Below are 25,064 nucleotides of genomic sequence, written 5' to 3'. Positions count from 1 at the left end.
GGCCAGGTCACACAAAGCGAGCCGGGTACGGTAGGCCCGGACGGCAGCCTCCGACCGTACAAGCATGCCGGTCGGGACCGACGGAGAGGGCTGGTAGGTAGCTATGGAAGAGCCGCGTCGCCTCGGCGGCCGGTACGAACTGGGCCAGGTGCTCGGGCGTGGTGGCATGGCGGAGGTCTACCTCGCGCATGACACCCGCCTCGGCCGCACCGTGGCGGTGAAGACGCTGCGCGCGGATCTCGCGCGTGACCCTTCCTTCCAGGCCCGGTTCCGCCGGGAGGCCCAGTCGGCCGCCTCGCTCAACCATCCCGCGATCGTCGCGGTCTACGACACGGGCGAGGACTACATCGACAACGTGTCGATCCCGTACATCGTCATGGAGTACGTGGACGGCTCGACCCTGCGTGAGCTGCTGCACTCCGGCCGCAAACTGCTGCCGGAGCGGTCCATGGAGATGACCATCGGCATCCTCCAGGCCCTGGAGTACTCCCACCGCGCCGGCATCGTCCACCGCGACATCAAGCCGGCGAACGTCATGCTGACGCGCAACGGCCAGGTCAAGGTCATGGACTTCGGCATCGCCCGCGCCATGGGCGACTCCGGCATGACGATGACGCAGACCTCCGCGGTCATCGGCACCGCCCAGTACCTCTCGCCGGAGCAGGCCAAGGGCGAGCAGGTCGACGCCCGCTCCGACCTGTACTCCACCGGCTGTCTGCTCTACGAGCTGCTGACCGTCCGTCCGCCGTTCGTCGGCGACTCCCCGGTGGCCGTGGCCTACCAGCACGTCCGCGAGGAGCCGCAGTCCCCGAGCGTCTTCGACCCCGAGATCACGCCCGAGATGGACGCGATCGTGCTGAAGGCGCTCGTCAAGGACCCGGACTACCGCTACCAGTCCGCCGACGAGATGCGTGCCGACATCGAGGCCTGCCTCGACGGCCAGCCGGTCGCCGCGACGGCCGCGATGGGCGCGGTGGGCTACGGCGGCTACCCCGACGACCAGCCGACGACGGCTTTGCGCGCGGACTCCGGCGCGGGCGCCACGTCCATGCTTCCGCCGATGAACCCGGACGACGGCGGCTACGGCTACGACGACCGCCCGGACCGACGCCGCGGGCAGCAGCGCAAGTCCAACACCTCCACGATCCTGCTGGTGGTGGCGGGCATCCTCGTCCTGGTCGGGGCGATCCTGATCGGCCGGTGGGCGGTCAGCGGCGACGTGAGCAACGACACGCTCCCGGCACCCAACTTCGTCGGCGAGACGAAGAAGAGCGCCCAGAAGCTGGCCGAGAACTCCGACCTCAAACTGACCTTCTCCAGCAAGCCCTGCGACAGCGAGGCCAAGGGCAGCATCTGCTCCCAGGACCCTGTCGCCGAGACGAAGGTCAACAAGGGCGACACCATCTCCCTGGTCGTGTCGACGGGGGCACCCAAGGTGACGGTGCCCAGCGTCACCGGCCTGAGTCTCGACGAGGCGAAGGACAAGCTGGCGGGCGACAAGTACAAGTTCGAGGTCGAAACGAAGACCCGGACGTCCCCCGAGAAACCTGGCACCGTCCTGGAGCAGAATCCCACCACGGGCGAAGAGGTGGAGAAGGGCTCCACGATCACCCTGATCATCGCCAAGGAGGCACAGAAGTCCACCGTCCCGGACGTGCTCGGCAGGACCTGTGATGAGGCCAAGCAGCAGATGCAGGCCAGCAACCTGGTCGGCAACTGCACCGAGGTGGAAACCGACGACGACAGCCAGGTCGGCAAGGTCATCGCGACCACGCCCCAGGCCGGCACATCGGTCGAGCCGAACTCGTCGGTGAACATCCAGATCGGCAAGAAGAAGCAGCAGCAGAAGGTCAAGGTCCCGCAGGTCGTCGGCCAGACGGTCGGCCAGGCCAAGCAGACCCTCGCGCAGGCCGGCTTCACCAACATCCAGTTCGCGGGCGGCAGCGACCAGAGCGACAACGCCCTCGTCGCCGGCCAGAACCCCGGCGCCGACCAGGAGGTCGACGACCCCGCGGGGACGACGATCACCCTCCAGACGGTCGGCTTCGGGAACAACGGCGGCAACAACAACAACGGCGGCGGCGGCGGAAACGGCGGCATCTTCGGCGGCCTCAACGGCAGCAACGAGGACGACTGACCCCCCCCCTCACCGCACAGCACCCCACAGAGCCCCCGGCCCACAGAGGCCGGGGGCTCTGCCTTTCACGGCCGAGGACGTCCCCGCAAGAGTGTGCGTCCGTCGATCGTGTCTTCATATGTCCCGACTCGTTCACCGGATGGGGTGGGGCATCGGAACCCACCCCGGCCACACGAGCCGGAGGACAGAACGTGATCAACGAAACGGCCTTGCTGGAATCACAGACCCTGCGCGGCAGCGTGCTCGACCGCACGGACGTGCTCGACAAGGTCAAAGCGCTGTCTCTGCTGCCCGACGGGATGCACGTGACGACAGCGATGGTGGCGTCGTACTTCGACGTCGGTCTCGAAGCCATCAAGTCACTCGTCAAGGACCACCGAACCGAGCTGGAAGCCAGCGGCTACCGGCTGCTCACCGGCGAAGAACTGAGGTCCTTCAAGAACCTCAGTGGCATCCAGTCACGCACCCGATCCCTCGCACTCTTCCCCCGACGCGCCGTCCTCAACATCGCCATGCTGCTCCGAGACAGCGAAGTCGCACGTCAGGTGCGTGTGTACCTCCTCGACATGGAGTACCTGGCGCGCACACACCCTGTGGAAAACCCTGCCCCGGCCGACACCGCCTCCCTCGACGCCCGCATCGACCAGCGCATCACCCACATCCTGGGGAGGACCGTCGTCCCCCTGTTCAACGCCCTGATCGAAACCTCGGGCGAGCACCGGCGGGAGCTCACCGCCCTCCGGGCAGGCGTCCAGCGCATCGAGAAGCGACTGAAGCAGCACCACAACCGGCTGCAGCGGCTGGAAGCCCCCCGGGAGGACCGCCCCCTGGCCGGAGTCATGGCCGCCATGGACGCCATGAACGGGCGCGAGTTCGAAGAACACGTCGCCGAGCTGCTGCGTCGCGACGGCTGCACCAACGTCGTCGTGCAAGGCGGCGGAAGGGACCGGGGCATCGACATCACCGCGCTCACCGCCGGCGGGAGGCGCATCGTCGTCCAGTGCAAGAGGTTCGCGCCCCACCTCTCCATCACCAGCCCCGAGATCCAGAAGTTCCTCGGAGCGGCCAAGGTCCTCCACGACTCCGAGGTGGCCCTGTTCGTGGCGACATGCCCCTTCACCCGAGACGCCCTCAACATCGCGGCCGAGAGCGGCATCACCGCCGTACACCGTGGACTGGTGGAGGAATGGAGCGCCGGGGCGGCCCTGACCGTCCTGGAGTGACGACCCGACCACCACAAAGGCCCGAAGCCGCAAATGATAGTTGCGGCTTCGGGCCCCCGTCATGCTAGCGGCCCACCTCCCACGAAGCAGGCAGTCAGCCCAGTTCCTTCGGCGGTGTCCGGTCCGCGTCCACCTTCTCCACGCGCTCCAGCTCCCCCCACACCACGTACCGGTACGTGCTCGTGTACACCGGAGTGCAGGTCGTCAGCGTGATGTAGCGGCCCGGCTTCTTCTTACCGGACTCCTCCGGGACCTGGGAGAGGACCTTGACGTTGAACTTCGAGGTCTCAGGAAGGATGTCGAAGACCTTGTAGACGTACCACTTGTCCTTCGTCTCGAAGACGATCGGGTCGCCCTTCTCGATCTTGTCGATGTTGTGGAACTTGGCGCCGTGGCCGTCACGGTGGGCGGCGAGCGAGAAGTTGCCGTCCTTGCCCGACATCGGCAGGGTCGCCTTCACCGGATCGGTGTAGTAGCCGGCGACACCGTCGTTGAGGATCTTGCTCGACGTGCCCTTCTCGACCAGGACCTCGCCGTTGCGCATCGCCGGCACATGCAGGAACCCGATGCCGTTCTTGGTGTCCAGCGCACCGGGACCACCCCGGCCGTGGGCCCAGTCCTCACGGACCTTGTCGGCCTGCTTGCCGGCCGCCCGATCGGCGACCACGTTCGTCCACCACAGCGAGTAGACGACGAACAGGCCGAGGACCAGGCCCGCCGTGATGAGGAGTTCCCCGAAGAAACTGACCGCCATGGCGACCGGGCCGGGCCTGCGACGTGCCGCAGGAGGCCGGGACGCCCCGCCGGTGTGCTTCTCGTGGTCCGTGTCGGTGGTCGCTGCCACTGGTCATCTGCCCTTAACTGACGAGCGCATCCGGCTTGCCCTTGCTGCGCGGCCGTTCCTCGACCATCTTGCCCCAGACGATCATCCGGTACTTGCTGGTGAACTCCGGCGTGCACGTGGTCAGCGTGATGTAACGGCCGGGCTCGGTGAATCCGGACCCCGTGGGCACGGGATTCAGCACGCTCGTGTTGCTCGGCGGCGTCACCGGAAGGATCGACGCCATCTTGTAGACGAAGTACTCGTCCTGCGTCTCCACGACGATCGGATCACCCGGAGCGAGCTTGTTGATGTACCGGAACGGTTCTCCGTGGGTGTTGCGATGGCCCGCGAGCCCGAAGTTGCCGGTCTTGTCACCGGGCATCGCCGTCTTCAGCGCACCCTCTGCGTAGTGGCCGACCATCCCCCGGTCCAGCACGCCCTTGCTGCTGGTGCCCTCGGCGATCGGCACCACCACGTCCAGCTTCGGGATGTGCAGGATGGCGAAACCCTGCCCCGGCTCGAAGGCCCCCGGACTGCGTTTGCCGCTCGCCCAGTCGTTCTGGAGGCTGCTGGTCTCCTGGCCGGCCTGGGCATGCGCCCGGACGTTCGTCCACCACAGCTGATAGGTGACGAACAGCAGCATCAGCACGCCCGTGGTGATGAACACCTCGCCGATGGCCCGGCTCACGACGACCGCCGGCCCGGGCTTGCGCGCCCGCGCCTGCCGCCGCGCCTCGACCCGCGACAGCGGCGACCGCACCGGGCTGCCGGAATCGGAGTCGCTGCCCTCCTGCGCGGCCGCCGGACTGTCCGCCGCACCCCCATGGCGCCCGTGACGGCGTTTGGCGGCCTTTCTGCGGGCCGCGCGGCCACCGGGGGCGGATCCGTCCTGCCGCGCGCCGGAAGAAGCCGCAGAACCCGCTGTGGGATCACCGCCCTCCGCAGAAGGATCCGGAATCCGCAGCGCCACCGTCTCCTCGTCCACGGGCGGCAGATACCGCTCGTCCGGGACGGGCTCGTACGACGCGTACTGCCCCGGATGCCGCACCCCGGACTGCGGCCGCGCTCCCGGTCCCGGCGGATACGGCTCCTGCCGCGAGGACGCCCCGTACCCCCCGCCCGACCAGTCCTCGAACGCACCCGACACCCCGTACGACTGCTGCCCGTACGAGGTGTCGGACTCGCGCTCGGGGCGCAGCGCGGTCACGCCGTGGCCCTGCCCACCACCGGGGCGAGCCCGGCCGACCTCGCCACCGCACCCTGGTCGCCGCACTCCACCAGCCAGTTCGCCAGCATCCGGTGCCCGTGCTCGGTCAGCACCGACTCGGGATGGAACTGCACTCCCTCGACCGGCAGTTCGCGGTGCCTGAGGCCCATCACGATGCCGTCGTGCGTGCGCGCCGTGACCTCCAGCTCGGCCGGAACCGTCGCCGGCTCGGCGGCCAGCGAGTGGTAGCGCGTCGCCGTGAAGGGGGAGGGCAGACCCGCGAACACACCGCCGCCGCCATGCTCGACCAACGACGTCTTGCCGTGCAGCAACTCGGGCGCGCGATCCACCACACCGCCGTAGGCCACCTGCATCGACTGCATGCCGAGGCACACGCCGAAGACCGGGACGCCCGTGTCGGCGCAGTGCCGGACCATGTCGACGCAGACGCCGGCCTGCTCCGGCGTGCCGGGCCCCGGAGAGAGCAGGACCCCGTCGAAACCGTCCTGGGCGTGCGCGGTCGACACCTCGTCGTTGCGCAGAACCTCACACTCGGCGCCCAGCTGGTACAGGTACTGGACCAGGTTGAAGACGAAGCTGTCGTAGTTGTCGACGACGAGAATGCGCGCGCTCACTGGTTGTCCACCGTCACATCGTTGAAGGGCAGCAGCGGTTCCGCCCACGGGAAGACGTACTGGAAGAGGACGTAGACCACGGCCACGACCAGGACGAGTGAGATCACTGCCTTAGCCCACGTGTTTCCCGGCAGATGCCGCCAGATCCAGCCGTACATGCCGTCCCTTCCGTCGTACCACGGCACCAGACCCACGCCGTACAGCCACCAGACTAACGGCGCAGCGCCTCCGGTTTCCCGGCCTCCACGGGCTGAGTGGAGTCCAGGTGCGCCCAGACGATCAGCCGATGACTGTGTCCCCATTCCGGTTCGCACGTGGTCAGCGTCAGATAGCGGCCCGAACGCGTATACCCGGAAGTACGTGGGACAGGGTCGATCACCTCGACGTCGGACGGGACTGTTTTGTACGGGCCTTTGTCGATCCGATACGTGAACCAGGTCGTACCGTCGGTCAGCACCACCGCGTCGCCCCGCCTGAGCTGGGGGAAGTCCTTGAAGGGGTCACCGTGCGTACGGCGGTGGCCGGCGACCGCGAAGTTCCCCTTCTGCCCGAGCTGTGCGGTGTCGGCATAGTGACCCAGCCCCTTCTTCAGGATGCCGGTGGCGGTGCCTTCGAGCACGGGCTTGTTCCACGTGAAACCGAGCCGCGGGATGTACATGATCGCGAAAGGCCTGCCCTCGACGTAGGGCGCGGGTCTCACAGGACCCGCGGGCAGGCCGCCGGCCGGCGGGCGGGGCTTCGACCACTCCTCGTGGAGCAGGTCGATCTGGTCGTCCATGACGCCATCGGCCCTCACACCGGTCCAGAAGAGCACGTAGACGACGAACAGCACGATCAGGCTGCCGACGGTGATGCAGAGTTCGCTGATGGTCCTGACGATCACGCGCACCGGCAGCTCCCCCGGCCTGGCCGCTACTCCACGGGCTTCGCGTAGTGCAGATCCACTGTGCCCGAGTAGCCGGGCAGAGTCACCGGGCCGTTCTCCTCGACTTTCCATCCGAGCCCGTAGACATTGACGTAGACCATGTAGTTCTGGATGGCCGGCGATGCCGCGAGCGCCTTCTGCAACTTGCCCGGGTCACCGACCGCCGTGATCTTGTACGGCGGCGAGTAGACGCGGCCCTGAAGGATCAGGGTGTTGCCCACGCAGCGCACCGCGCTGGTGGAGATCAGCCGCTGGTCCATGACCTTGATGCCCTTGGCCCCGCCCTGCCACAGCGCGTTCACCACGGCCTGGAGGTCCTGCTGGTGGATGACCAGGTAGTCCGGCTGCGGCTCGGGATAGCCGGGGAGCTTGGCCGTGGCGTCCGGCGGAGCGTCGTTGAGCGTGACCGAGACCGAGTCGCCCCTGAGCTTCTGCGTGCCCGCGCGCTTCTCCAGCGCGGTGAGCTTGTCGTCCTCCGCCTTGGTGCTGCCGTCGTCTCGCTCGGCGAGGGCCTCTATCTCCTGGCGCAGGGTGCCGTTGGTCTCGTCCAGCTCGCCGTTCTCACGACTGCGCTCGTGGATGAGGTCGGACAGCTTGAGCAGCGAGGTGTCCGTGCGGATGTTGGTGCCCTTGGCCGTGTCGAAGCTGGTGAAGAAAATAAGCCCCGCGAGAGCGAACACCGCCGCCGTGAGGACGCGCACAGGCCGGAAACGCCGCGCGCGCTCAGGGGTGGATCCCGTCCCGGGGGAGTCGGCAGAATTGCTCAACGTACCCTTATCTCCTTCGGCGCGGCGGAAGCACTACGCTAACGGACGCCCGGGGGAGCAATCGGAGTCCCCTTACGCTGCCCCGAGACCGACCCAGTTACCTGCGCGGCCACGCAGCGCATCGACAGGAGAGACCCTCGTGCCGAAGTCACGTATCCGCAAGAAGGCCGACTACACGCCGCCGCCTGCGAAGCACACGACCGCCATCAAGCTCAGCAACCGTGCCTGGGTCGCGCCCGTCATGCTGGCCATGTTCCTCATCGGCCTGGCCTGGATCGTCGTCTTCTACGTCACCGACGGATCCCTGCCCCTCGACTCGCTCGGCAACTGGAACATCGTGGTGGGCTTCGGCTTCATCGCCGCCGGATTCGGTGTCTCCACCCAGTGGAAGTAGCGGTCACCGCACGCTGAACGCAGCTCTGCCCAGGGGTGTTCGCTGAGTTATCCACAGCAGTTTTCCACATGGGGATAATGAAGACGATCTGTGGATAACCCGTTGGACGTTGACGCCGGTATGACGGAAGTACCGGTACTCGAAAACTTGTTCGCCCCCTGCCTGACCTGCAGATACCCAGGTCAGTGACAGGGGGCACATGTGTTCCCGCACCGTATGCACAAGATCCGACACCCGCTGTGGACAACGCCTGCTCAGGCGAGCTGTGTCGTCCTCAGAACGGTCATGAGCACGACCACTCCCAGAACCAGGGCGCAGGTGCCGTACTGCACGATCGCGCGGCGCTCACGCGGAGCGTGGACCATGGCGTATCCGACGACGACGCCGGCGACCAGGCCTCCGATGTGAGCCTGCCAGGAGATGTTGAAGCCGGGGCTGAAGGTGAAGATCAGGTTGATCACCAGCAGCGCGATGATCGGCCGCATGTCGTAGTTGAGCCGGCGCATCAGCACGGCAGTCGCGCCGAAGAGGCCGAAGATGGCGCCCGAGGCGCCCAGGGTCGCCGTGGTCGGGGACGTCAGCAGGTACGCCAGCGCGCTGCCCGCGAGGCCGGAGATGACGTAGAGCGCCAGATAGCGGGCGCGGCCGAGTGCCGCCTCGAGCGGGCCGCCGAGCCACCAGAGGCTGAGCATGTTGAACGCGATGTGCCAGATCTCCTGGTGCGTGAACATCGACGTCACCATGCGGTACCACTCGCCTCCCGCCACGCCCTGTGTGGGCGTGAAGGGCGCCGGCGGCCAGGCGCCGAGCAGGACGATGTCGTTCAGCAGCGACTCGTGGACCTGGACGGCGATGAACACGGCCAGGTTGATGCCGATGAGGATCTTGGTCAGCAGCCGGGGATCGGCGGCGATCGAGCCGCCCGCGATCGTGCGGGGCACCGCGGCCGTGGGCGAGTGGCCCGTGCCGGAGCCGGTGCGGACGCACTCGGGGCAGTGGAAGCCGACGGAGGCGTTGACCATGCACTCGGGGCAGATCGGGCGCTCGCAGCGCGTGCAGCGGATGCCGGTCTCGCGGTCCGGGTGGCGGTAGCACATGGGGACGCTGTGGGCGTCCTGCGGGCTGCTCGCAGCCTGGTCGTCCATGGTCTCCCCTAGGTCGTGTGAGAAAAGCCCGCCCCGCTCATCCTTACGGATGAGCGGGGCGATTGGTTCCCTGAGGGAGCCTTCGCGCGGTTCCCGGTGGGAGCCTTCGCGCTCAGCGGGTTTCGATGACGACCGACTCGATGACCACGTCGTTGAGCGGACGGTCGGTGCGCGGGTTCGTCTGGGCGGTGGCGATGGTGTCCACGACCTTCTGGCTCGCCGCGTCGGTGACCTCACCGAAGATGGTGTGCTTGCGGTTCAGCCACGCCGTCGGGGAGACGGTGATGAAGAACTGCGAGCCGTTGGTGCCCGGGCCGGCGTTGGCCATCGCCAGCAGGTAGGGCTTGTCGAAGCGCAGGTCCGGGTGGAACTCGTCCTCGAACTGGTAGCCGGGACCGCCGGTGCCGTTGCCCAGCGGGTCACCGCCCTGGATCATGAATCCACTGATCACCCGGTGGAAGACCGTGCCGTCGTAGAGCTTGTCCGTGGACTTGGCCCCCGTCTCCGGGTGCGTCCACTCCCGCTCGCCCTGGGCGAGCTCGACGAAGTTCTTGACCGTCTTGGGCGCGTGGTTCGGCAGGAGCCGGACTTCGATGTCGCCGTGATTGGTCTTCAGGGTGGCGTAAAGCTGCTCGGCCACGATCTGCCTTCCGTTGTCTTTCCGTGACTCCCTGATCCTCGCATGGACGGGCCGCCGCGTCGCCCGGCCTCGGTGCAGCGGGGGGAAACCCTCGGCGGGCGTTCACAGAAAACCAGTCGAGTAGCCCCGGGGCGGGGGCGCTCGGCAGCGATCCGTGGCATTGTCGACGACAAGCTCCTGTTGTTCCCTATTCATCCGCTATCGCACGTGATCGGCTCCGGATGCCGGTTCCCGTGACCCGGATGCCCTTCCGCGCATGCCTGGTCGTGCGCCGGGATGCATGATCCGTAAAAGGGTGGAAAGTCGAAATACCGTACGCCACCGAGGAGGAGGAACCCGTGACCCGCATCGACAGCGTGCGCGCCGCGACTGGTTCGGCGAAGGACAGCGTGCTGCACGCCGCGGAAGTGGTGGCGCCCTACGCCGACACGGCCAAGGACAGGGCCGCGCACTACGCACACGAGGCACGCGTACGGCTAGCGCCCAAGGTGACGCAGGCCGCAGGGCAGGCGCGCGTCCAGTACGGCACCCATGTGCAGCCGTATCTGGAGCAGGCCCGCACGCATGTGCCGCCGAAGGTCGACCAGGCCGCCCAGGAAGCCGCCGAACGTACCCGCAAGGCCGCCCGCCAGGCGGCGGAGTACTCGCGACCGAGGATCGAGCAGGCGGTGGCTGCGGCCGTGCCTGTCACGACCGAGGCCGCGGCCCGGAGCGTGGCCGCCATGACCGCGTTGCGCGGACAGGTCTCGCCCAAGGAGATCCAGAAGCTGGTCCGCAAGCACGAACGGCGGGCCAAGGCCGGTAAGGCCGCGAAGACGCTGGTGATCCTGGGTGCGGTCGCGGGCGGTGCTTTCGCCGCGTGGAAGTGGTGGGACAAGCAGGCCAATCCGGACTGGCTGGTGGAGCCGCCGGCCGCGACGGAGGTCCCCGAGTCGGGGCGCCTGTCGTCCGTGGACGGCACCGGCCCGTCGGTCCTGGACCCGGAGGTCGAAGCGAAGCAGGCCGAGGACGAGGCCGCCCGCGGCGACGACCGTTCCTGAGGGCGCCGGATCCAACAGCCCGGCGGGGCGGGAGACTTGCGAGTCTCCCGCCCCGCCGGGCTGTTTCACGTGAAACACGCGCTCCCGGTATCCGCCCCGGCACGCAAAAGTGCCCTCCGAGACCACGTTTCCGCAGTTCGGAGGGCATTTTCAGAGTGGAGCCTAGGGGAGTCGAACCCCTGACATCTGCCATGCAAAGACAGCGCTCTACCAACTGAGCTAAGGCCCCGGATGGGGACGTCCGACCGGAGAAACCGTGTCCCGGTGGGCGTCGGAGACCAGAGTACCGGGTCACCCCCGTGGTTCCGCAAAAAGATTGGGGGTCCCCGTCGTCGACCACTCTCCGTAAGATGCTCGGCGTGGTTCGCTACCGCGAACCGCCGTACATGGGGAAGCGATGGGGAGACGCAATGGACGCCGCACAGCAGGAAGCGACCGCAAGAGCGCGGGAACTGCAGCGGAACTGGTACGGGGAGCCGCTGGGGGCGCTCTTCCGTAGGCTCATCGACGATCTTGGTCTCAACCAGGCTCGTCTCGCGGGGGTTCTGGGACTGTCCGCGCCGATGCTGTCGCAGCTGATGAGCGGTCAGCGCGCGAAGATCGGCAATCCCGCTGTGGTGCAGCGGGTTCAGCTGCTGCAGGACCTGGCGGGGCAGGTCGCGGACGGCAGCGTGAGTGCGGCCGAGGCCACGGAGCGGATGGAGGAGATCAAGAAGTCACAGGGGGGCTCGGTGCTGAGCAACACCACAACGACGACGAGCAGTTCGGGGGCGCCCACAGTCAAGCGCGTCGTGCGCGAGATCCAGTCGCTGCTGCGGTCGGTCTCGGCGGCGGGTGACATCATCGACGCGGCCGACACCCTCGCCCCGACCCATCCGGAGCTGTCGGAGTTCCTCCGGGTCTACGGGGCCGGCCGCACCTCGGACGCGGTCTCGCACTACCAGTCCCACCAGAGCTGATCCCATCGCCCGGCCGCCGAAGGGGGTTCGGCAGCGGGCGAGGGTGAGGTGACGGGGGACGCGTCGCGGAACGGACGGGCACGAGGGGGCGTGTCCCGTACGGGGGACCGGTCGACGCGAGGGGGATGTATTACTCATCGGGGGAGCCGGGGGGCTCGGGGGAGCCAGGGGGGCCAACGGGGCTCGGGGGAGTCAGGGGGCTCGGGGGAGCCAGGTTTCGGGGGAGCCGTTTCGCCTGTCGGGGAGTCGTAGTGCTCGCCGAGGGGGAAGCAAGGGGGGAAGCCGCAGGGGGAGGAGCGACGTACAGCCATGGGTGAGGTCTTCGCCGGCCGGTACGAACTGGTCGACCCGATCGGACGCGGAGGGGTCGGTGCCGTCTGGCGTGCCTGGGACCACCGCCGCCGTCGCTATGTGGCCGCCAAGGTCCTGCTCCAGAGCGACGCGCACTCACTGCTGCGCTTCGTGCGGGAACAGGCCCTGCGGATCGACCACCCGCATGTTCTCGCCCCGAGCAGCTGGGCCGCCGACGACGACAAGGTCCTGTTCACCATGGACCTGGTCGCGGGCGGATCACTCGTGCACCTCGTCGGGGACTACGGCCCCCTTCCACCGGCCTTCGTGTGCACCCTGCTCGACCAGCTGTTGTCGGGGCTGTCGGCGGTGCACGCGGAGGGCGTCGTCCACCGTGACGTGAAGCCCGCCAACGTGCTGCTGGAGGCCACCGGCACGGGTCGGCCGCGGCTGCGGCTGTCCGACTTCGGCATCGCGATGCGGCTGGGCGAGCCCCGCCTGACCGAGACCAACCTCGTGGTGGGGACGCCCGGTTATCTCGCGCCCGAGCAGATGATGGGCGCCGAACCGGACTTTCCCGCCGACCTGTTCGCCGTGGGACTGGTCGCGCTGTACCTGCTGGAGGGTGCCAAGCCGGACAGCAAGGCGCTCATCCAGTACTTCGCCGAGCACGGGACGCCCGGCGCGCCCAAGGGCATTCCTGAGCCGCTGTGGCAGGTGGTGGCCATGCTGCTGCAGCCGGATCCGGAGGCGCGGTTCCGTACGGCCACGGGGGCGCGCAAGGCACTCGCCGCCGCCGCGGAGCTGCTTGTGGAGCCCGGCCCGGACGACGAGCTGATCGAGATCTTCGACCAACTGGGCCCGCTGCCCAGGGGGTTCGCGCCCGAGGGGCCGCTGGAGAGAGCGAAGGGGCTGGGCCCGAGGGAGGAGTCGTCCGACCACTCGGGGACGAGCGGGGAGCGGCCTCGGCACGGGTGGGACGAGGGCGGGCTGTCGGCCTCGGGCGGGCAGCACTCCGAGCCCCACCGGCAACGCGCACAGTCGGTGCCGTCCGACCCGCGCCACACCGCCGGCCCGGAGCGGCCGCCCTCCATGTCGGACACCGGCAGCTTCCATCTGCCGCCGCCGCAGCCCACGGTCACCTCGTCCCCCGCGGCCGGACCGTCCCAGCCCTCCCCGGTCCAGGCCCCGCACCAGCAGGCGCCCGTTTCCCCCTACGACCCCACACACCGGCTGGCCTCCGCGCAGCCACTTCCCCCGGTGTACTCCGGCCCTCCCCTGCCCCCTGCGGAGCACTTCCGCACGGACGTCTCCACGGCCTCGTACACCGCCCGGACACCGACGTCCCCGCCGAGCGGCCAGACCCCGTCACGGCACCGGGCGCACCGGCCGTCCCGACCGGGGCCTCCGGCCAAGGTGGCGATACCGGTGCTGTTCCTCGCGCTGGCCTGCTACGCCGTGGGGTTCTGGGCGCTGACCCGCATCTGAGCGATCGAACAGCAGACGGCCCGATACGGCCCGTCGGCGCTCCCTTACGCGACGCTCCTGCGCCGGGCCACAAGGCTCCACACCCCGAGCCCCACGAGCAGTGCGCTCCCGGTGCCGATGCCGCCGACGGCAAGCATTCTCATGGCGGTGTCGTCGCCTGCGGCCACGCCCTCCGCGGCTGCCTCCCGGTCCTCGTCCGACACCTCGAAGACACCCTGCGGCACGGACTCCCCCGCGTACTCGGGCCCGCCCTGCGGCTCCCCGCTCACCGTCACGCGCAGCGTCATCTTGAACGGCCCGTCGCCGAAGGTGTCGGCGACGCCCTCCGAGAGGTGGGCGACGAGGTAGTAGGAGCCTGCGAAGCGCATCGCGCTCACCTGCGCGGTGGCGGCGTAGCGGTTGGCGTGGTCGACCGGTGGCAGGGGACGCAGGCTTCCGGACTTCTGGCCGCCGTCGTAGCCGACGCCCACGTCGGCGACGTCACCGCGCGCGGGGTTGTAGAGGGCCAGGTTCAGCGCGTCGGACGTGTAGCCGGTGGCGCCGGTGGCCGAGCTGCCGAGGTCCGCGGTGACGGAGATCTGCTGTCCCCAGTCGACCGGCACCTCGTAGAAGAGGGTCTGGCCGGGTCGGATGTCGTCCCGCCAGACTCCCTGGTCGAGGGGGGTCGCCCCGGTGAACCCCGCGCCGCCCTTGCGGTGCTCGGGCTCGCCCTGGAGCGGCTGGGGCGTGGCGGAGTTCCACGCCTCGGGTGCGCTGGTCGCGCCGGTCCGCACCGTCCGCGGTTCCGTCATGGCGAGGAGTTCCAGGTCCCAGGCGTCCGGTGAGGAGCCCTCGCCCTCGGGGTCGATGCGCTCGACGGACACGTAGTACGCGCCGGCCTTCTTGCACAGCGGCCGGTTGGGCGAGATCTCGCGCATGCCCCACGCCGCGACGGGGTGCGGGCTGCGGGCGGCCCCGAAGCTCGTGTTGTCGTCGGAGCAGGTGTTGCCCTCGGCGTCCTGCACGGTCACCTTGACCCCGTCGATGACGGAGACGGTGCTGTCGGGGGATGGGACGGCGGTGACGGAGACGTACGCGTTGGACGTGGCGTCGAGGTCGAGGCGGTAGTTGACCTTGCCGTTGCCCGGCACGGAGCTCTTGTAGGCCTGGCCGGGCTTGAGGAGGTCGGCGTCCCCGGTGCTCCTCGCTCCCTGGACGCGCTGGGCACCGGGCGCGAAGGCGTACGGACTCGGCGTGGCGGAGGCCTGTCCCGCGGTGGCGGAGGCCTGTCCCGCGGTGGCGGAGGCCTGTCCCGGCACCATGGCCGCTGTCGTCCCGAGGACCACGGCCGCGGCGCCGACGCGCACGGCCACGGCCGGACGGCCGCGCCACGCCCTCGCGCGGATCCTCCACGCCGTACGGCACCGTCCCCTCACGCGCCACCCCTCACTGTCGCCGGACCGCAGGCCCGTCGCCGGACCGCTCACCGTCTCCGGACCGCAAAGCCGTGATCCGTGGCCCATCCTGCCGCGCCGGCCGGCTTCACGACCGGCCCTCGGCACACAAAACCCCGACCGCGAGGCGGCCGGGGTGTGCTCGGTCTGGGATGTCGTGACTCACGAACCCGTGGGAACGGAGTCAGTCGCCTCCGTCCACAGATCCTGCTCGGCGCGATCCGCCTGGATCTGGCGGTACACGAGGAGCCCGCCGATGGCGGCCAGTGCGACCAGGAGAAGCTTCTTCACCGCGCGACCTCGTCTTTCCTTGACGTAGGGGACCTCTGGCGCCCGACTATACACACCGGCCGATACCGATCGGTGACCTGAGTCGGCCCTCAACTCCCCTCCCGCGAAACGGGATACAAGCGGAGTGCACCGCTCCGATCGGAGGGTGATCACATCCCGACGGACGGTCACTTTGACCTCCCTTCGGCGCTTTCCTCACTTTTTCGCGCCTCTTGCGCCCATTCGGGTGGTGTTCATCGGAACATCGACGCGCCACGGGCGGAGGTCCACCACTTCTCGACCCCCATACACATGATGAGGAAAGTACGCAAATCGCCCAACCCGAAAGTGAGGGGCCATGGCCCGGAACAAGGTCATGAAGCTGTGGACCACCATCGTCACCGCCTTCCTCGCGCTGTGCACGGCGCTCGGACTCGTCACCACGACCGCCGCCGCGGCCGTACCGCAGACCGAGCAGAAGAGCAACAGCAACGGCGCGAGCATCCCGCAGCAGCGGACGGCGGCACCGACGACGTTTTCCCGGTCCGCTCCGAGAGCCCTGCCCCCCACGATGAAGCAGCGCATCCGCGCCGAGGCCCACGGCAAGACCCCTCGCTGCCGGCACCGCTCGCCCGCGGACACGGCGTCCTCCCCCGGCACCCACTGCACCGACGAGGACCCCGACCCCGAGGCGGACCATCTCACGCCCCTCCAGCGCTGAACCCCCGGAACAACACCAAGCGATCTGCGTACAAAGCCCGGCAGCTCTGCGGAGCGGCCGGGCTTACGCATGCCCGGCCCGAAAGGCCCCGACTCGGGGGCGCGCCCGACGGTGACATGGGCACGAGCGACGCCCCCGATGCCGGGCAGGTCGCAAGACGCCAAAGACCCCAGTCGCATTCGACTGAGGGTCTCTTCGCTGTGGGGCCAACAGGATGTGAACCTCTCACCAGCGCCCGCACCACAACGAGGCGCTCAGGACCCTGGTGGGTGCGCTGCCGGGCGCCAGGACTCGACAGCGGTTGCGGTGCGCGGCTGCTGCACTCAGGCCGGCGCTCGGCGGCTCGCCCGGCCGGACAGGCCACCTCTTGCAGCGGTGCCCTCGGACTTGGCACCTCAGGACGGTTATCTCACCCATAAGGGGTACTCACTCCCAGATAGGACAGATACGGATAATTCGGAGGAAGTGCAATGGCGACGCAACCCCGGTCAGACATGGAAACCCATCCCGACATCGTCGCAATGCGCAATCGGCACGAGATGGCCGAACGCTTCGCGACCACCCCGAGGGGGCAAGCCGTCGAGGCCATGGCCCTGATCACAGGGCTCTACCTCGCAGCCTCACCGTGGATCGCGGGATTCAACAACTTCTCCACCCTGGCGGTCAACAACCTGATCACCGGTATCGCCTACGCCCTCCTCATGAGCGGTGGCTTCGGCCGGGCATACGAGCGTTCGCACAGCATGGCGTGGGGCGCTTGCGTGCTGAGCGTGTGGACGATCTTTGCGCCGTGGGTTGTGGCTGGTGACGTCAGCACCACCAGGACCATAGTCAACAACATCATCGTCGGCGTGATCGCCCTGATGCTGGCCCTCATGGCCGCCGCAGCTGCCCGCCCGGTGGATCAGTCGTCCGGCGACCGCTCTTCTGCGCGTAGGTGATCACACTCGTCGACAGCGGGCGCGGCCTCGTCCGATTCGAAGGAGTCGAAGCCCTGTCGAATCGATCCGCCCCTCGTGATCGCGGAAGAGCCCTGCCCGTGTCAACCGTAGGTGTCAAAAGACCCCCAGCCGTATCGACTGGGGGTCTTTTCGCTGGTGGGGCTAACAGGATTTGAACCTGTGGCCTCATCCTTATCAGGGATGCGCTCTAACCAACTGAGCTATAGCCCCGCCGCGCTCTGCGGTGTGTGTCCCGCGCGCTGACTCCTGAAGATTAGCGCACGACATGGGAAGTCCCAAAATCGGTTGTCGGGGCACCGTCAGGGCAACGACGAAGGTGATGTCACTCGTCCTCGGCGAGCGTCAGCTCCACGCCGCCCACGAAGCCCGCGGACAGGTTGTAGATGAACGCGCCGAGTGTCGCGAGGGCGGTCGCCAGGACCACGTCGATGACCGCGATGACCGACGTGAACATCAGGACGTTGGGCAGCGACAGGAAAGCCTGCAGGTCAAAGCCGTTGGACTCGTTCGAGCCGGTGGCCTCGGAGATCGTGCCGCCGACCGTCGAGAACACGCCCATCGCGTCCATGACCATCCACAGCACGGCGGCCGCGACGATCGTGCAGATGCCCAGGGCGATGGAGAGCAGGAAGCTGACCTTCATCACCGACCACGGGTCGGCCTTCGCCACCCGCAGTCGCGCCTTGCGGACGCGCGGAGTGGTACGCACCCCCGTGCGGGGACGCCGTACGGCATCGGGGCCGGCCCCGGCCGCCGCCTGCTGCGCCGGGTAGGCCTGCGGCGGGTGGTACGGCCCGGCCTGCTGCTTCGTCTGCCGCTCCCCGGGCAGCGGCGAGGCCGTGCCCGGCTCCTGGGCGGCCGGCTGCGGCTGCGCGCCGGAGTCGGACGAACCCGCACCGCCCTTGGCCTGCTTGGTCTGCGGACCTCGGGTGTCCGTCACAGTTCCCCCCTGTGATCCATGCTCGTCGGGCGACGGCTCGTCCTTGGTCGGGGACTTGATCGCCTTCAGGTTGGTCGTGTGCGGGTCCGCCGCACGTGCGGCGGAGCCACGGCCGCCGTCGTCCGCTTCCGTACCCCTCGAGGTTCCGGCCGGTCCGGCGCCCGTGGCTCCGCTCACGCTGACTCACTCCTCGTGCCTACTCGGCCGAGGGCGCCTCACCCTCGTCCGTGCCGGTGGTCACGGCGTCCTCGGCGGTCTCGTCGACGACCACATCGCCGTCGACCTCCTCCGCCTCGCGCCCCGCCTCGGCGTTGCGAGCGATGCCCACGACGGCATCGCGCTTGCCCAGATTGATCAGTTGGACGCCCATGGTGTCACGGCCGGTTTCCCTGATCTCGTTGACCCGCGTACGAATCACACCGCCCGACAGCGTGATGGCGAGGATCTCGTCGGTCTCCTCGACCACCAGCGCGCCGACGAGGGACCCACGGTCCTCGACGATCTTGGCGGCCTTGATGCCGAGGCCGCCGCGACCCTGGACGCGGTACTCGTCGACGTTGGTCCGCTTCGCGTACCCGCCGTCTGTGGCAGTGAACACGAACGTACCGGGTCGAACAACATTCATCGAGAGCAGCTCGTCGCCCTCGCGGAAGCTCATGCCCTTGACACCCGAGGTGGCACGGCCCATAGGCCGCAGGGTGTCGTCCGAGGCGGTGAACCTGATCGATTGGGCCTTCTTGCTGATCAGAAGCAGATCGTCGTCCGCCGAGACCAGTTCGGCTCCGATCAGTTCGTCGTCCGAACCGTCCTGACCCTCGCGAAGGTTGATGGCGATCACACCGCCGGAACGGGGCGAATCGTAATCCTTCAGAGGCGTCTTCTTCACCAGTCCGGCCTTGGTGGCGAGCACGAGGTAGGGAACCGCCTCGTAGTCGCGGATCGCCAGGATCTCGGCGATCGCCTCGTCCGGCTGGAAGGCGAGCAGGTTCGCGACGTGCTGACCGCGCGCGTCCCGGCCGGCGTCCGGCAGCTCGTAGCCCTTGACCCGGTAGACGCGGCCCTTGTTGGTGAAGAACAGCAGCCAGTGGTGCGTGGTGGACACGAAGAAGTGGTCGACGATGTCGTCTTCCTTGAGCTTCGTGCCGCGCACGCCCTTGCCGCCGCGCTTCTGGGCGCGGTAGTCGTCGGTCTTGGTGCGCTTGATGTAGCCGCCCCGGGTGACCGTGACGACGATGTCCTCCTCGGCGATCAGGTCCTCGATGGACATGTCGCCCTCGTAGGGGATCAGCGTCGTCTTGCGGTCGTCGCCGAACTTCTCGACGATCGCGGCCAGCTCCGCGCTGACGATGCCGCGCTGGCGGACCGGGGAGGCCAGGATCTCGTTGTACTCGTTGATCTTCGCCTGGAGCTCGTCGTGCTCCTGGACGATCTTCTGGCGCTCCAGGGCGGCCAGTCGGCGCAGCTGCATCTCGAGGATGGCGTTGGCCTGGATCTCGTCGATCGTCAGCAGGTCCATCAGGCCGCCGCGGGCGATCTCGACGGTGTCGCTGCGCCGGATCAGCGCGATGACCTCGTCGATGGCGTCCAGGGCCTTCAGCAGACCGCGCAGGATGTGCGCCCGCTCCTCGGCCTTGCGCAGCCGGAAGCGCGTACGGCGGACGATGACCTCGATCTGGTGGGTCACCCAGTGGCGGATGAACGCGTCCAGCGAGAGCGTGCGCGGCACGCCGTCCACCAGCGCCAGCATGTTGGCGCCGAAGTTCGTCTGCAGGTCGGTGTGCTTGTAGAGGTTGTTCAGCACGACCTTGGCGACCGCGTCCCGCTTCAGCACGATGACCAGGCGCTGGCCGGTGCGCGAGGAGGTCTCGTCACGGACGTCCGCGATGCCGCCGATCTTGCCGTCCTTGACCAGGTCGGCGATCTTCTGGGCGAGGTTGTCCGGGTTGACCTGGTAGGGCAGCTCCGTGACCACCAGGCACTGGCGGTTCTGGATCTCCTCGACCTCTACGACCGCGCGCATGGTGATCGAGCCGCGGCCGGTGCGGTAGGCCTCCTCGATGCCCCGGCGGCCGACGACGAGCGCGCCGGTCGGGAAGTCCGGGCCCTTGATGCGCTCGATGAGCGCGTCGAGCAGCTCCTCGTGCGAGGCCTCGGGGTTCTCCAGGTACCACTGGGCGCCGGCGGCGACCTCGCGCAGGTTGTGCGGCGGGATGTTGGTCGCCATACCGACCGCGATACCGGCCGAACCGTTGATCAGCAGGTTCGGGAAGCGGGCCGGCAGGACGGTCGGCTCCTGGGAGCGGCCGTCGTAGTTGTCCGTGAAGTCGACGGTCTCCTCGTCGATGTCGCGGACCATCTCCATCGACAGCGGCGCCATCTTGCACTCGGTGTACCGCATGGCCGCGGCCGGGTCGTTGCCCGGGGAGCCGAAGTTGCCGTTGGAGTCGACGAGCGGCATGCGCATCGACCACGACTGCGCGAGGCGGACCAGCGCGTCGTAGATGGAGGAGTCGCCGTGCGGGTGGTAGTTGCCCATGACGTCGCCGACGACGCGGGCGCACTTGTAGAACCCGCGCTCGGGGCGGTAGCCGCCGTCGTACATCGCGTACAGCACACGGCGGTGGACGGGCTTGAGGCCGTCGCGGACGTCCGGCAGCGCACGCGAGACGATGACGGACATCGCGTAGTCGAGATACGAGCGCTGCATCTCCGTCTCGAGCCCGACGGGCTCGACGCGCATGGCCAGGGCGTCACCCTCGGGCGTCGTCACAGGAGTGTTCTCGTCGGTCATTGCTGGTGAAAATCCTTCCTGATGCGGTCAGCTGAGACCGACTCAGATGTCGAGGAAGCGGACGTCCTTGGCGTTGCGCTGGATGAACGCGCGGCGGGCCTCGACGTCCTCACCCATGAGGACCGAGAACAGGTCGTCGGCCTGGGCGGCGTCGTCCAGGGTGACCTGGCCGAGGACACGGTGCTCCTGGTCCATGGTCGTGATGCGCAGCTCCTCGGCGTTCATCTCACCGAGACCCTTGAAGCGCTGCACGGAGTCGTCCTTGATGCGCTTGCCCGCGTTGCGGCCCATCTCGATCAGGGCGTCGCGCTCACGGTCGGAGTACGCGTACTCGAAGTCGTCCTTGCCCCACTTGATCTTGTAGAGCGGCGGGCGGGAGAGGTACACGTGCCCGGCCTCGACCAGGGGCCGCATGAAGCGGAACAGGAAGGTCAGCAGCAGGGTGTTGATGTGCTGGCCGTCGACGTCGGCGTCCGCCATCAGGATGATCTTGTGATAGCGCAGCTTCTCGATGTCGAAGTCCTCGTGGACTCCGGTGCCGAAGGCCGAGATCAGCGCCTGGATCTCCTGGTTCTGCAGGATCTTGTCGATCCGGGCCTTCTCGACGTTCAGGATCTTGCCGCGGATCGGGAGGATCGCCTGGTACTGCGGGTTGCGGCCGGACTTGGCCGAGCCGCCGGCGGAGTCACCCTCGACGATGAAGATCTCGCACTTGGTGGGATCGTTCGACTGGCAGTCGGAGAGCTTGCCGGGCAGGGACGCGGTCTCCAGCAGGCCCTTGCGGCGGGTGAGGTCACGGGCCTTGCGGGCCGCCACGCGCGCGGTGGCCGCCTGGATGCCCTTGCGGATGATGTCCGCGGCCTCGTTGGGGTTCCGGTCCAGCCAGTCCGCGAGGTGCTCGTAGACGACCTTCTGCACGAAGGTCTTGGCCTCGGTGTTGCCCAGCTTGGTCTTGGTCTGGCCCTCGAACTGAGGCTCGCTCAGCTTGACCGAGATGATCGCCGTCAGACCCTCGCGGATGTCGTCACCCGTGAGGTTGTCGTCCTTCTCGCGCAGCAGTCGCTTGTCGCGCGCGTACTTGTTGATCAGCGAGGTCAGCGCGGCGCGGAAGCCCTCTTCGTGCGTACCGCCCTCGTGCGTGTGGATGATGTTGGCGAACGAGTACACGCCCTCGCTGTAGCCGCCGTTCCACTGCATCGCGAGTTCGAGGGACAGGTTCCGGTCCTTGTCCTCCGCCTCCAGGTCGATGACGGTGGGGTGCACCAGGTCTCCCTTACGGGAGTTGAGGTACTTCACGAAGTCGACGATGCCGCCCTCGTAGTAGTACGAGACGCTCTTGACCTCGTGCTTCTCGTCCTCGCCCGCCTCGTCCGCGCCGGCCGTGGCCTTCGCCGACTCGCGCTCGTCGGTGAGGTTGATCCGCAGACCCTTGTTGAGGAACGCCATCTCCTGGAAACGCCGCGACAGCGTCTCGAAGGAGTAGTCGGTGGTCTCGAAGATGTCCGGGTCGGCCCAGAAGACGACCGTGGTGCCGTGCTCGTCCGTGGCCTCGTGCTGGGCGAGGGGGGCCGTCGGGACGCCCAGCTTGTAGTCCTGGGTCCAGCGGTAGCCGTCGGTCTTGATCTCGACGGACACCTTGGTCGACAGGGCGTTCACGACGGAGACACCCACACCGTGCAGACCGCCGGAGACCGCGTAGCCGCCGCCGCCGAACTTTCCGCCCGCGTGCAGCACCGTCAGCACGACCTCGACGGCCGGCTTGCCCTCGGAGGGGACGATGCCGACCGGGATGCCACGGCCGTTGTCGACGACGCGCACGCCGCCGTCGGCGAGGATCGTGACGTCGATCGTGTCCGCGTGCCCGGCCAGGGCCTCGTCGACGGAGTTGTCGACGACCTCCTGCACCAGGTGGTGCAGGCCGCGCTCACCGGTCGAGCCGATGTACATGCCGGGTCGCTTACGGACCGCGTCCAGACCCTCGAGGACGGTGATGGCACTGGCGTCGTACGAGGCGGTGACCTCGCCGTGTGAGGTGATCGCCTCGCTGCTCACGCCTTCGTCGGTGGACGGGATGTTCTCGTTGGGGTTGCCGGAATCGGCCACGAAGCGCCCTTTCTGGCACAGCACGAGCCAGGCTCGTCGGCGGGTTGCCGGAGCGGCTGCGGCATGTTGCGTTGGTAAGCCTTGATCAGCGTTGCTCAGCTTTTCCCGGACGGTCCCCAGCGATTGGGGCGGGATTGCTTCCAGTCTACCGGTAGCACTGACACTGATGGGGGTTTGCCGGTACCTGAGTCCGCATGTGCCGCCCTCGACGGGTCTTGTCCGACTCCCGATATACGGATGGGGGCTCCAAGAGGCTCACGGAGGCACTCAGCGCTTCCGGCCGTCAACCCTTGGCTACTTCGGAGTCAGGTCGTGATTCGCAACCGTGTGCGGGCACACGACAGGGATGCCGCGGACGCTCCGAAAGAGCCGCCGGAAGCCCCTGATGTGATGTCAGTCACGTGCTGTCGACAGGTGGGAAACCGGTGCCGATCAGCCGTAGGTGTCGCCCGGACCGGTGCTGCCGGGGGCGCGCAACGGGCCGTAGCGGCGGGCCGGGCCACCGGGGCCCTGCACCTTGATCAGCTTCACCCGGCCGTGGCCCAGATCCTCGTTCAGGCGCGCGACCAGCGTGGGCGCGAGCAGCCGGAGGTTCGTCGCCCAGGCCGTCGAGTCGCAGCGCACGGTCAGCACACGCTCGTCCTCGTCGTACTTCTCCGGCACACAGTGCTTGGCCACGTCCTCGCCGACGATCTGCGGCCAGCGGCCCATCACACCGCCCACCGCGGCCGGCGCCTCCCAGCCGCGCTCGGTGATCAGCCGGTTGATCGCGGCGCCGAACGCCATGGGATCGCGCCTGTCAGCGCGCGCGCCGGAGCGCAGACCGTCGCGGCGCGCCTGCTTCTTCTGCTGCGCCGCATCCCCCCGCGCGCGTGCGGCTTCCTTGGCCGCGCGCAGCGCCACACGCGCCAGGTCGACGCCGGACGGCTCGGGGGGCTTCGGGGCCCCGCCCGAGCCCTGCGAGGGACTCGAGGCCCCGCCGGGTGTGTTCTCCGTCATACGCGCTCCACCGCCCCCTCGGACACGGCGAACCGCGTCCCGGACAGCACATGCGGTACGTCGTCGTCGACCGCGGCCGTCACCAGGACCTGCTCGCCCGGCGCGACCAACTCGGCCAGGCGCTCACGGCGACGGGTGTCCAGCTCGGCGAAGACATCGTCGAGCACCAGCACCGGCTCGTTGCCCTCCGCCCTGAGCAGGTCGTACGAGGCCAGGCGCAGCGCCAGCGCGTAGGACCAGGACTCGCCGTGCGAGGCGTAGCCCTTGGCGGGGAGCCGGCCGAGCTTGAGCTGCAGGTCGTCGCGGTGCGGGCCGATCAGGGTGACGCCGCGCTCGATCTCCTGCTTGCGGGCCTCGGCGAGGGCCGCCATCAGCTGCTCGAAGAGCTCCTCGCGGGTGTGCGCCTCGCCCGGCGCGGACGGCTTGTACTCCAGCGCGACCGGCCCGCCTGAGGGCGCGAGTTGCTCGTAGGCCTTGTCGGCCAGCGGCTGGATCGTCGCGATCAGGTCCAGCCGCTGAGCGAGCAACTCGGCGCCCGCGCGCGCGAGATGCTGGTCCCACACGTCCAGAGTGGACATGTCCATCGTGCGACCACCGTGCCTGCGGGCCAGCGCCGCCGACTTCAGCAGGGTGTTGCGCTGCTTGAGGACCCGGTCGTAGTCGGAACGGACCCCGGCCATCCGCGGGGAACGCGCGGTGATCAGCTCGTCGAGAAAACGACGCCGCTCACCGGGGTCGCCCTTGACCAGCGCGAGATCCTCGGGCGCGAACAGCACCGTCCGGACGATCCCCAGCACATCACGCGGCCTGACCTGCGAGGACCTGTTGATACGGGCCCGGTTGGCGCGCCCCGGGTTCAGCTCCAGCTCGATCAGCTGCTGCCGCTCGCCCTGCCGGACCTGGGCCCGGATGATCGCGCGCTCGGCTCCCATGCGGACCAGGGGGGCGTCCGAGGAGACCCGGTGGCTGCCGAGGGTGGCGAGATAGCCGACGGCCTCGACCAGGTTGGTCTTGCCCTGCCCGTTCGGCCCGACGAAGGCCGTCACCCCGGGGTCGAGCGGGACCTCGACCCGGGGGTACGAACGGAAGTCGGCCAGCGACAGATGCGTGACGTGCATGGTCGTTTCGCCGACCTCCCCGGACGGTTGTGGACTGCCGTGCAGCCCTGTGG

22 protein-coding genes and 2 tRNA genes are annotated in these 25,064 nt (G+C 68.5%); 8 read left to right on the top strand and 16 right to left on the bottom strand.

All coding sequences use genetic code 11. The annotated features are described in order from the left end of the window. Positions 1-103: 103 nt before the first annotated feature. Together pknB and FDO69_RS08665 are read left to right on the top strand one after the other, a co-directional pair. Complete coding sequence (pknB, locus tag FDO69_RS08670) at positions 104-2,137, top strand: Stk1 family PASTA domain-containing Ser/Thr kinase (RefSeq protein WP_104779150.1); 2,034 nt, start codon at positions 104-106, stop codon at positions 2,135-2,137. 191 nt (positions 2,138-2,328) lie between these two features. Then, positions 2,329-3,360, top strand: a complete 1,032-nt coding sequence (locus FDO69_RS08665) for a restriction endonuclease (protein WP_104779149.1) — start codon at positions 2,329-2,331, stop codon at positions 3,358-3,360. Between the two features lie 94 nt (positions 3,361-3,454). Here the strand turns inward: FDO69_RS08665 and FDO69_RS08660 are convergent, their stop codons facing one another. From FDO69_RS08660 to FDO69_RS08635, 5 genes are all read right to left on the bottom strand, one after another. Further along, positions 3,455-4,204, bottom strand: coding sequence for a class E sortase (locus FDO69_RS08660; RefSeq protein ID WP_104779148.1), 750 nt, complete (start codon positions 4,202-4,204; stop codon positions 3,455-3,457). 13 nt (positions 4,205-4,217) lie between these two features. Continuing rightward, positions 4,218-5,390 (bottom strand): class E sortase, encoded by a 1,173-nt coding sequence (locus FDO69_RS08655; protein WP_104779147.1) that lies wholly within the window; start codon positions 5,388-5,390, stop codon positions 4,218-4,220. Further along, positions 5,387-6,025, bottom strand: coding sequence for an aminodeoxychorismate/anthranilate synthase component II (locus tag FDO69_RS08650; RefSeq protein ID WP_104779146.1), 639 nt, complete (start codon positions 6,023-6,025; stop codon positions 5,387-5,389). The genes FDO69_RS08655 and FDO69_RS08650 overlap by 4 nt, the downstream gene beginning before the upstream one ends. Positions 6,026-6,236: 211 nt before the next feature. Continuing rightward, positions 6,237-6,914: a class E sortase gene (locus FDO69_RS08640; RefSeq protein WP_104779145.1), complete on the bottom strand. Its 678-nt coding sequence runs from the start codon at positions 6,912-6,914 to the stop codon at positions 6,237-6,239. Positions 6,915-6,937: 23 nt separating this feature from the next. After that, positions 6,938-7,717 (bottom strand): DUF881 domain-containing protein, encoded by a 780-nt coding sequence (locus tag FDO69_RS08635; RefSeq protein ID WP_104779144.1) that lies wholly within the window; start codon positions 7,715-7,717, stop codon positions 6,938-6,940. A 139-nt stretch (positions 7,718-7,856) separates the two neighbouring features. On the opposite strand from FDO69_RS08635, the gene crgA reads away from it, so the two are divergent. Continuing rightward, positions 7,857-8,111 (top strand): cell division protein CrgA, encoded by a 255-nt coding sequence (gene crgA, locus FDO69_RS08630; RefSeq protein ID WP_104779143.1) that lies wholly within the window; start codon positions 7,857-7,859, stop codon positions 8,109-8,111. 254 nt (positions 8,112-8,365) lie between these two features. Here crgA and FDO69_RS08625 read toward each other — a convergent pair whose 3' ends face one another. Both FDO69_RS08625 and FDO69_RS08620 read right to left on the bottom strand, forming a co-directional pair. Continuing rightward, a complete protein-coding gene (locus FDO69_RS08625) occupies positions 8,366-9,256 on the bottom strand; it encodes a rhomboid family intramembrane serine protease (RefSeq protein ID WP_104779142.1) in 891 nt (296 codons plus the stop codon). A 112-nt stretch (positions 9,257-9,368) separates the two neighbouring features. Further along, a complete protein-coding gene (locus FDO69_RS08620; RefSeq protein ID WP_104779141.1) occupies positions 9,369-9,896 on the bottom strand; it encodes a peptidylprolyl isomerase in 528 nt (175 codons plus the stop codon). A gap of 338 nt (positions 9,897-10,234) precedes the next feature. On the opposite strand from FDO69_RS08620, the gene FDO69_RS08615 reads away from it, so the two are divergent. Then, positions 10,235-10,936 (top strand): DUF5324 family protein, encoded by a 702-nt coding sequence (locus tag FDO69_RS08615; protein WP_104779140.1) that lies wholly within the window; start codon positions 10,235-10,237, stop codon positions 10,934-10,936. Between the two features lie 156 nt (positions 10,937-11,092). Here the strand turns inward: FDO69_RS08615 and FDO69_RS08610 are convergent. Then, positions 11,093-11,165, bottom strand: a tRNA-Ala gene (locus FDO69_RS08610). A 181-nt stretch (positions 11,166-11,346) separates the two neighbouring features. On the opposite strand from FDO69_RS08610, the gene FDO69_RS08605 reads away from it, so the two are divergent. Both FDO69_RS08605 and FDO69_RS08600 read left to right on the top strand, forming a co-directional pair. Continuing rightward, positions 11,347-11,895 carry a helix-turn-helix domain-containing protein gene (locus FDO69_RS08605; RefSeq protein WP_104779139.1) on the top strand — a complete coding sequence of 183 codons (549 nt, stop codon included), beginning with the start codon at positions 11,347-11,349 and terminating at the stop codon, positions 11,893-11,895. A gap of 309 nt (positions 11,896-12,204) precedes the next feature. Beyond that, positions 12,205-13,674, top strand: coding sequence for a protein kinase domain-containing protein (locus FDO69_RS08600; RefSeq protein ID WP_104779138.1), 1,470 nt, complete (start codon positions 12,205-12,207; stop codon positions 13,672-13,674). A gap of 44 nt (positions 13,675-13,718) precedes the next feature. Here the strand turns inward: FDO69_RS08600 and FDO69_RS08595 are convergent, their stop codons facing one another. Together FDO69_RS08595 and FDO69_RS41830 are read right to left on the bottom strand one after the other, a co-directional pair. After that, entirely contained in the window at positions 13,719-15,026 is a 1,308-nt protein-coding gene (locus FDO69_RS08595; protein WP_104779137.1) for a hypothetical protein, read from the bottom strand. 243 nt (positions 15,027-15,269) lie between these two features. Further along, positions 15,270-15,398, bottom strand: coding sequence for a DLW-39 family protein (locus FDO69_RS41830; protein WP_003999697.1), 129 nt, complete (start codon positions 15,396-15,398; stop codon positions 15,270-15,272). A gap of 337 nt (positions 15,399-15,735) precedes the next feature. Here FDO69_RS41830 and FDO69_RS08585 point away from each other — a divergent pair, with 337 nt between their 5' ends. Together FDO69_RS08585 and FDO69_RS08580 are read left to right on the top strand one after the other, a co-directional pair. Then, entirely contained in the window at positions 15,736-16,098 is a 363-nt protein-coding gene (locus FDO69_RS08585; RefSeq protein WP_104779136.1) for a DUF6344 domain-containing protein, read from the top strand. 470 nt (positions 16,099-16,568) lie between these two features. Then, positions 16,569-17,039, top strand: a complete 471-nt coding sequence (locus FDO69_RS08580; RefSeq protein ID WP_234387876.1) for an SPW repeat protein — start codon at positions 16,569-16,571, stop codon at positions 17,037-17,039. Between the two features lie 154 nt (positions 17,040-17,193). Here the strand turns inward: FDO69_RS08580 and FDO69_RS08575 are convergent. The 6 genes from FDO69_RS08575 to recF all read right to left on the bottom strand — a co-directional run bounded on the left by FDO69_RS08575 (position 17,194) and on the right by recF (position 25,011). After that, positions 17,194-17,270: transfer RNA gene (locus tag FDO69_RS08575), tRNA-Ile, on the bottom strand. A 112-nt stretch (positions 17,271-17,382) separates the two neighbouring features. Continuing rightward, a complete protein-coding gene (locus tag FDO69_RS08570; protein WP_104779135.1) occupies positions 17,383-18,177 on the bottom strand; it encodes a DUF3566 domain-containing protein in 795 nt (264 codons plus the stop codon). Between the two features lie 19 nt (positions 18,178-18,196). Beyond that, positions 18,197-20,791 carry a DNA gyrase subunit A gene (gyrA, locus tag FDO69_RS08565; protein WP_104779134.1) on the bottom strand — a complete coding sequence of 865 codons (2,595 nt, stop codon included), beginning with the start codon at positions 20,789-20,791 and terminating at the stop codon, positions 18,197-18,199. A gap of 42 nt (positions 20,792-20,833) precedes the next feature. After that, entirely contained in the window at positions 20,834-22,894 is a 2,061-nt protein-coding gene (gene gyrB, locus FDO69_RS08560) for a DNA topoisomerase (ATP-hydrolyzing) subunit B (protein ID WP_170320855.1), read from the bottom strand. A 432-nt stretch (positions 22,895-23,326) separates the two neighbouring features. Then, positions 23,327-23,893, bottom strand: coding sequence for a DciA family protein (locus FDO69_RS08555; RefSeq protein WP_104779132.1), 567 nt, complete (start codon positions 23,891-23,893; stop codon positions 23,327-23,329). Next, positions 23,890-25,011, bottom strand: coding sequence for a DNA replication/repair protein RecF (recF, locus tag FDO69_RS08550; protein WP_104779131.1), 1,122 nt, complete (start codon positions 25,009-25,011; stop codon positions 23,890-23,892). Before recF ends, FDO69_RS08555 begins: the two co-directional genes overlap by 4 nt. Positions 25,012-25,064: the final 53 nt, after the last annotated feature.

The organism is Streptomyces tibetensis (genome assembly GCF_007655005.1).
Taxonomy (GTDB): Bacteria; Actinomycetota; Actinomycetes; order Streptomycetales; family Streptomycetaceae; genus Streptomyces; species Streptomyces tibetensis.
The sequence above is the reverse complement of the archived record's forward strand: the minus strand, read 5'-3'. Positions and strand labels throughout refer to the sequence as shown.

Coding starts and splice junctions, on each gene's coding strand:
- FDO69_RS08585 (WP_104779136.1), top strand. CDS start 15,736: ATGGCCCGGAACAAGGTCATGAAGCTGTGGACCACCATCGTCACCGCC.
- FDO69_RS08600 (WP_104779138.1), top strand. CDS start 12,205: ATGGGTGAGGTCTTCGCCGGCCGGTACGAACTGGTCGACCCGATCGGA.
- FDO69_RS08605 (WP_104779139.1), top strand. CDS start 11,347: ATGGACGCCGCACAGCAGGAAGCGACCGCAAGAGCGCGGGAACTGCAG.
- FDO69_RS08555 (WP_104779132.1), bottom strand. CDS start 23,893: ATGACGGAGAACACACCCGGCGGGGCCTCGAGTCCCTCGCAGGGCTCG.
- FDO69_RS08580 (WP_234387876.1), top strand. CDS start 16,569: ATGGCGACGCAACCCCGGTCAGACATGGAAACCCATCCCGACATCGTC.
- recF (WP_104779131.1), bottom strand. CDS start 25,011: ATGCACGTCACGCATCTGTCGCTGGCCGACTTCCGTTCGTACCCCCGG.
- pknB (WP_104779150.1), top strand. CDS start 104: ATGGAAGAGCCGCGTCGCCTCGGCGGCCGGTACGAACTGGGCCAGGTG.
- FDO69_RS08625 (WP_104779142.1), bottom strand. CDS start 9,256: ATGGACGACCAGGCTGCGAGCAGCCCGCAGGACGCCCACAGCGTCCCC.
- gyrA (WP_104779134.1), bottom strand. CDS start 20,791: ATGACCGACGAGAACACTCCTGTGACGACGCCCGAGGGTGACGCCCTG.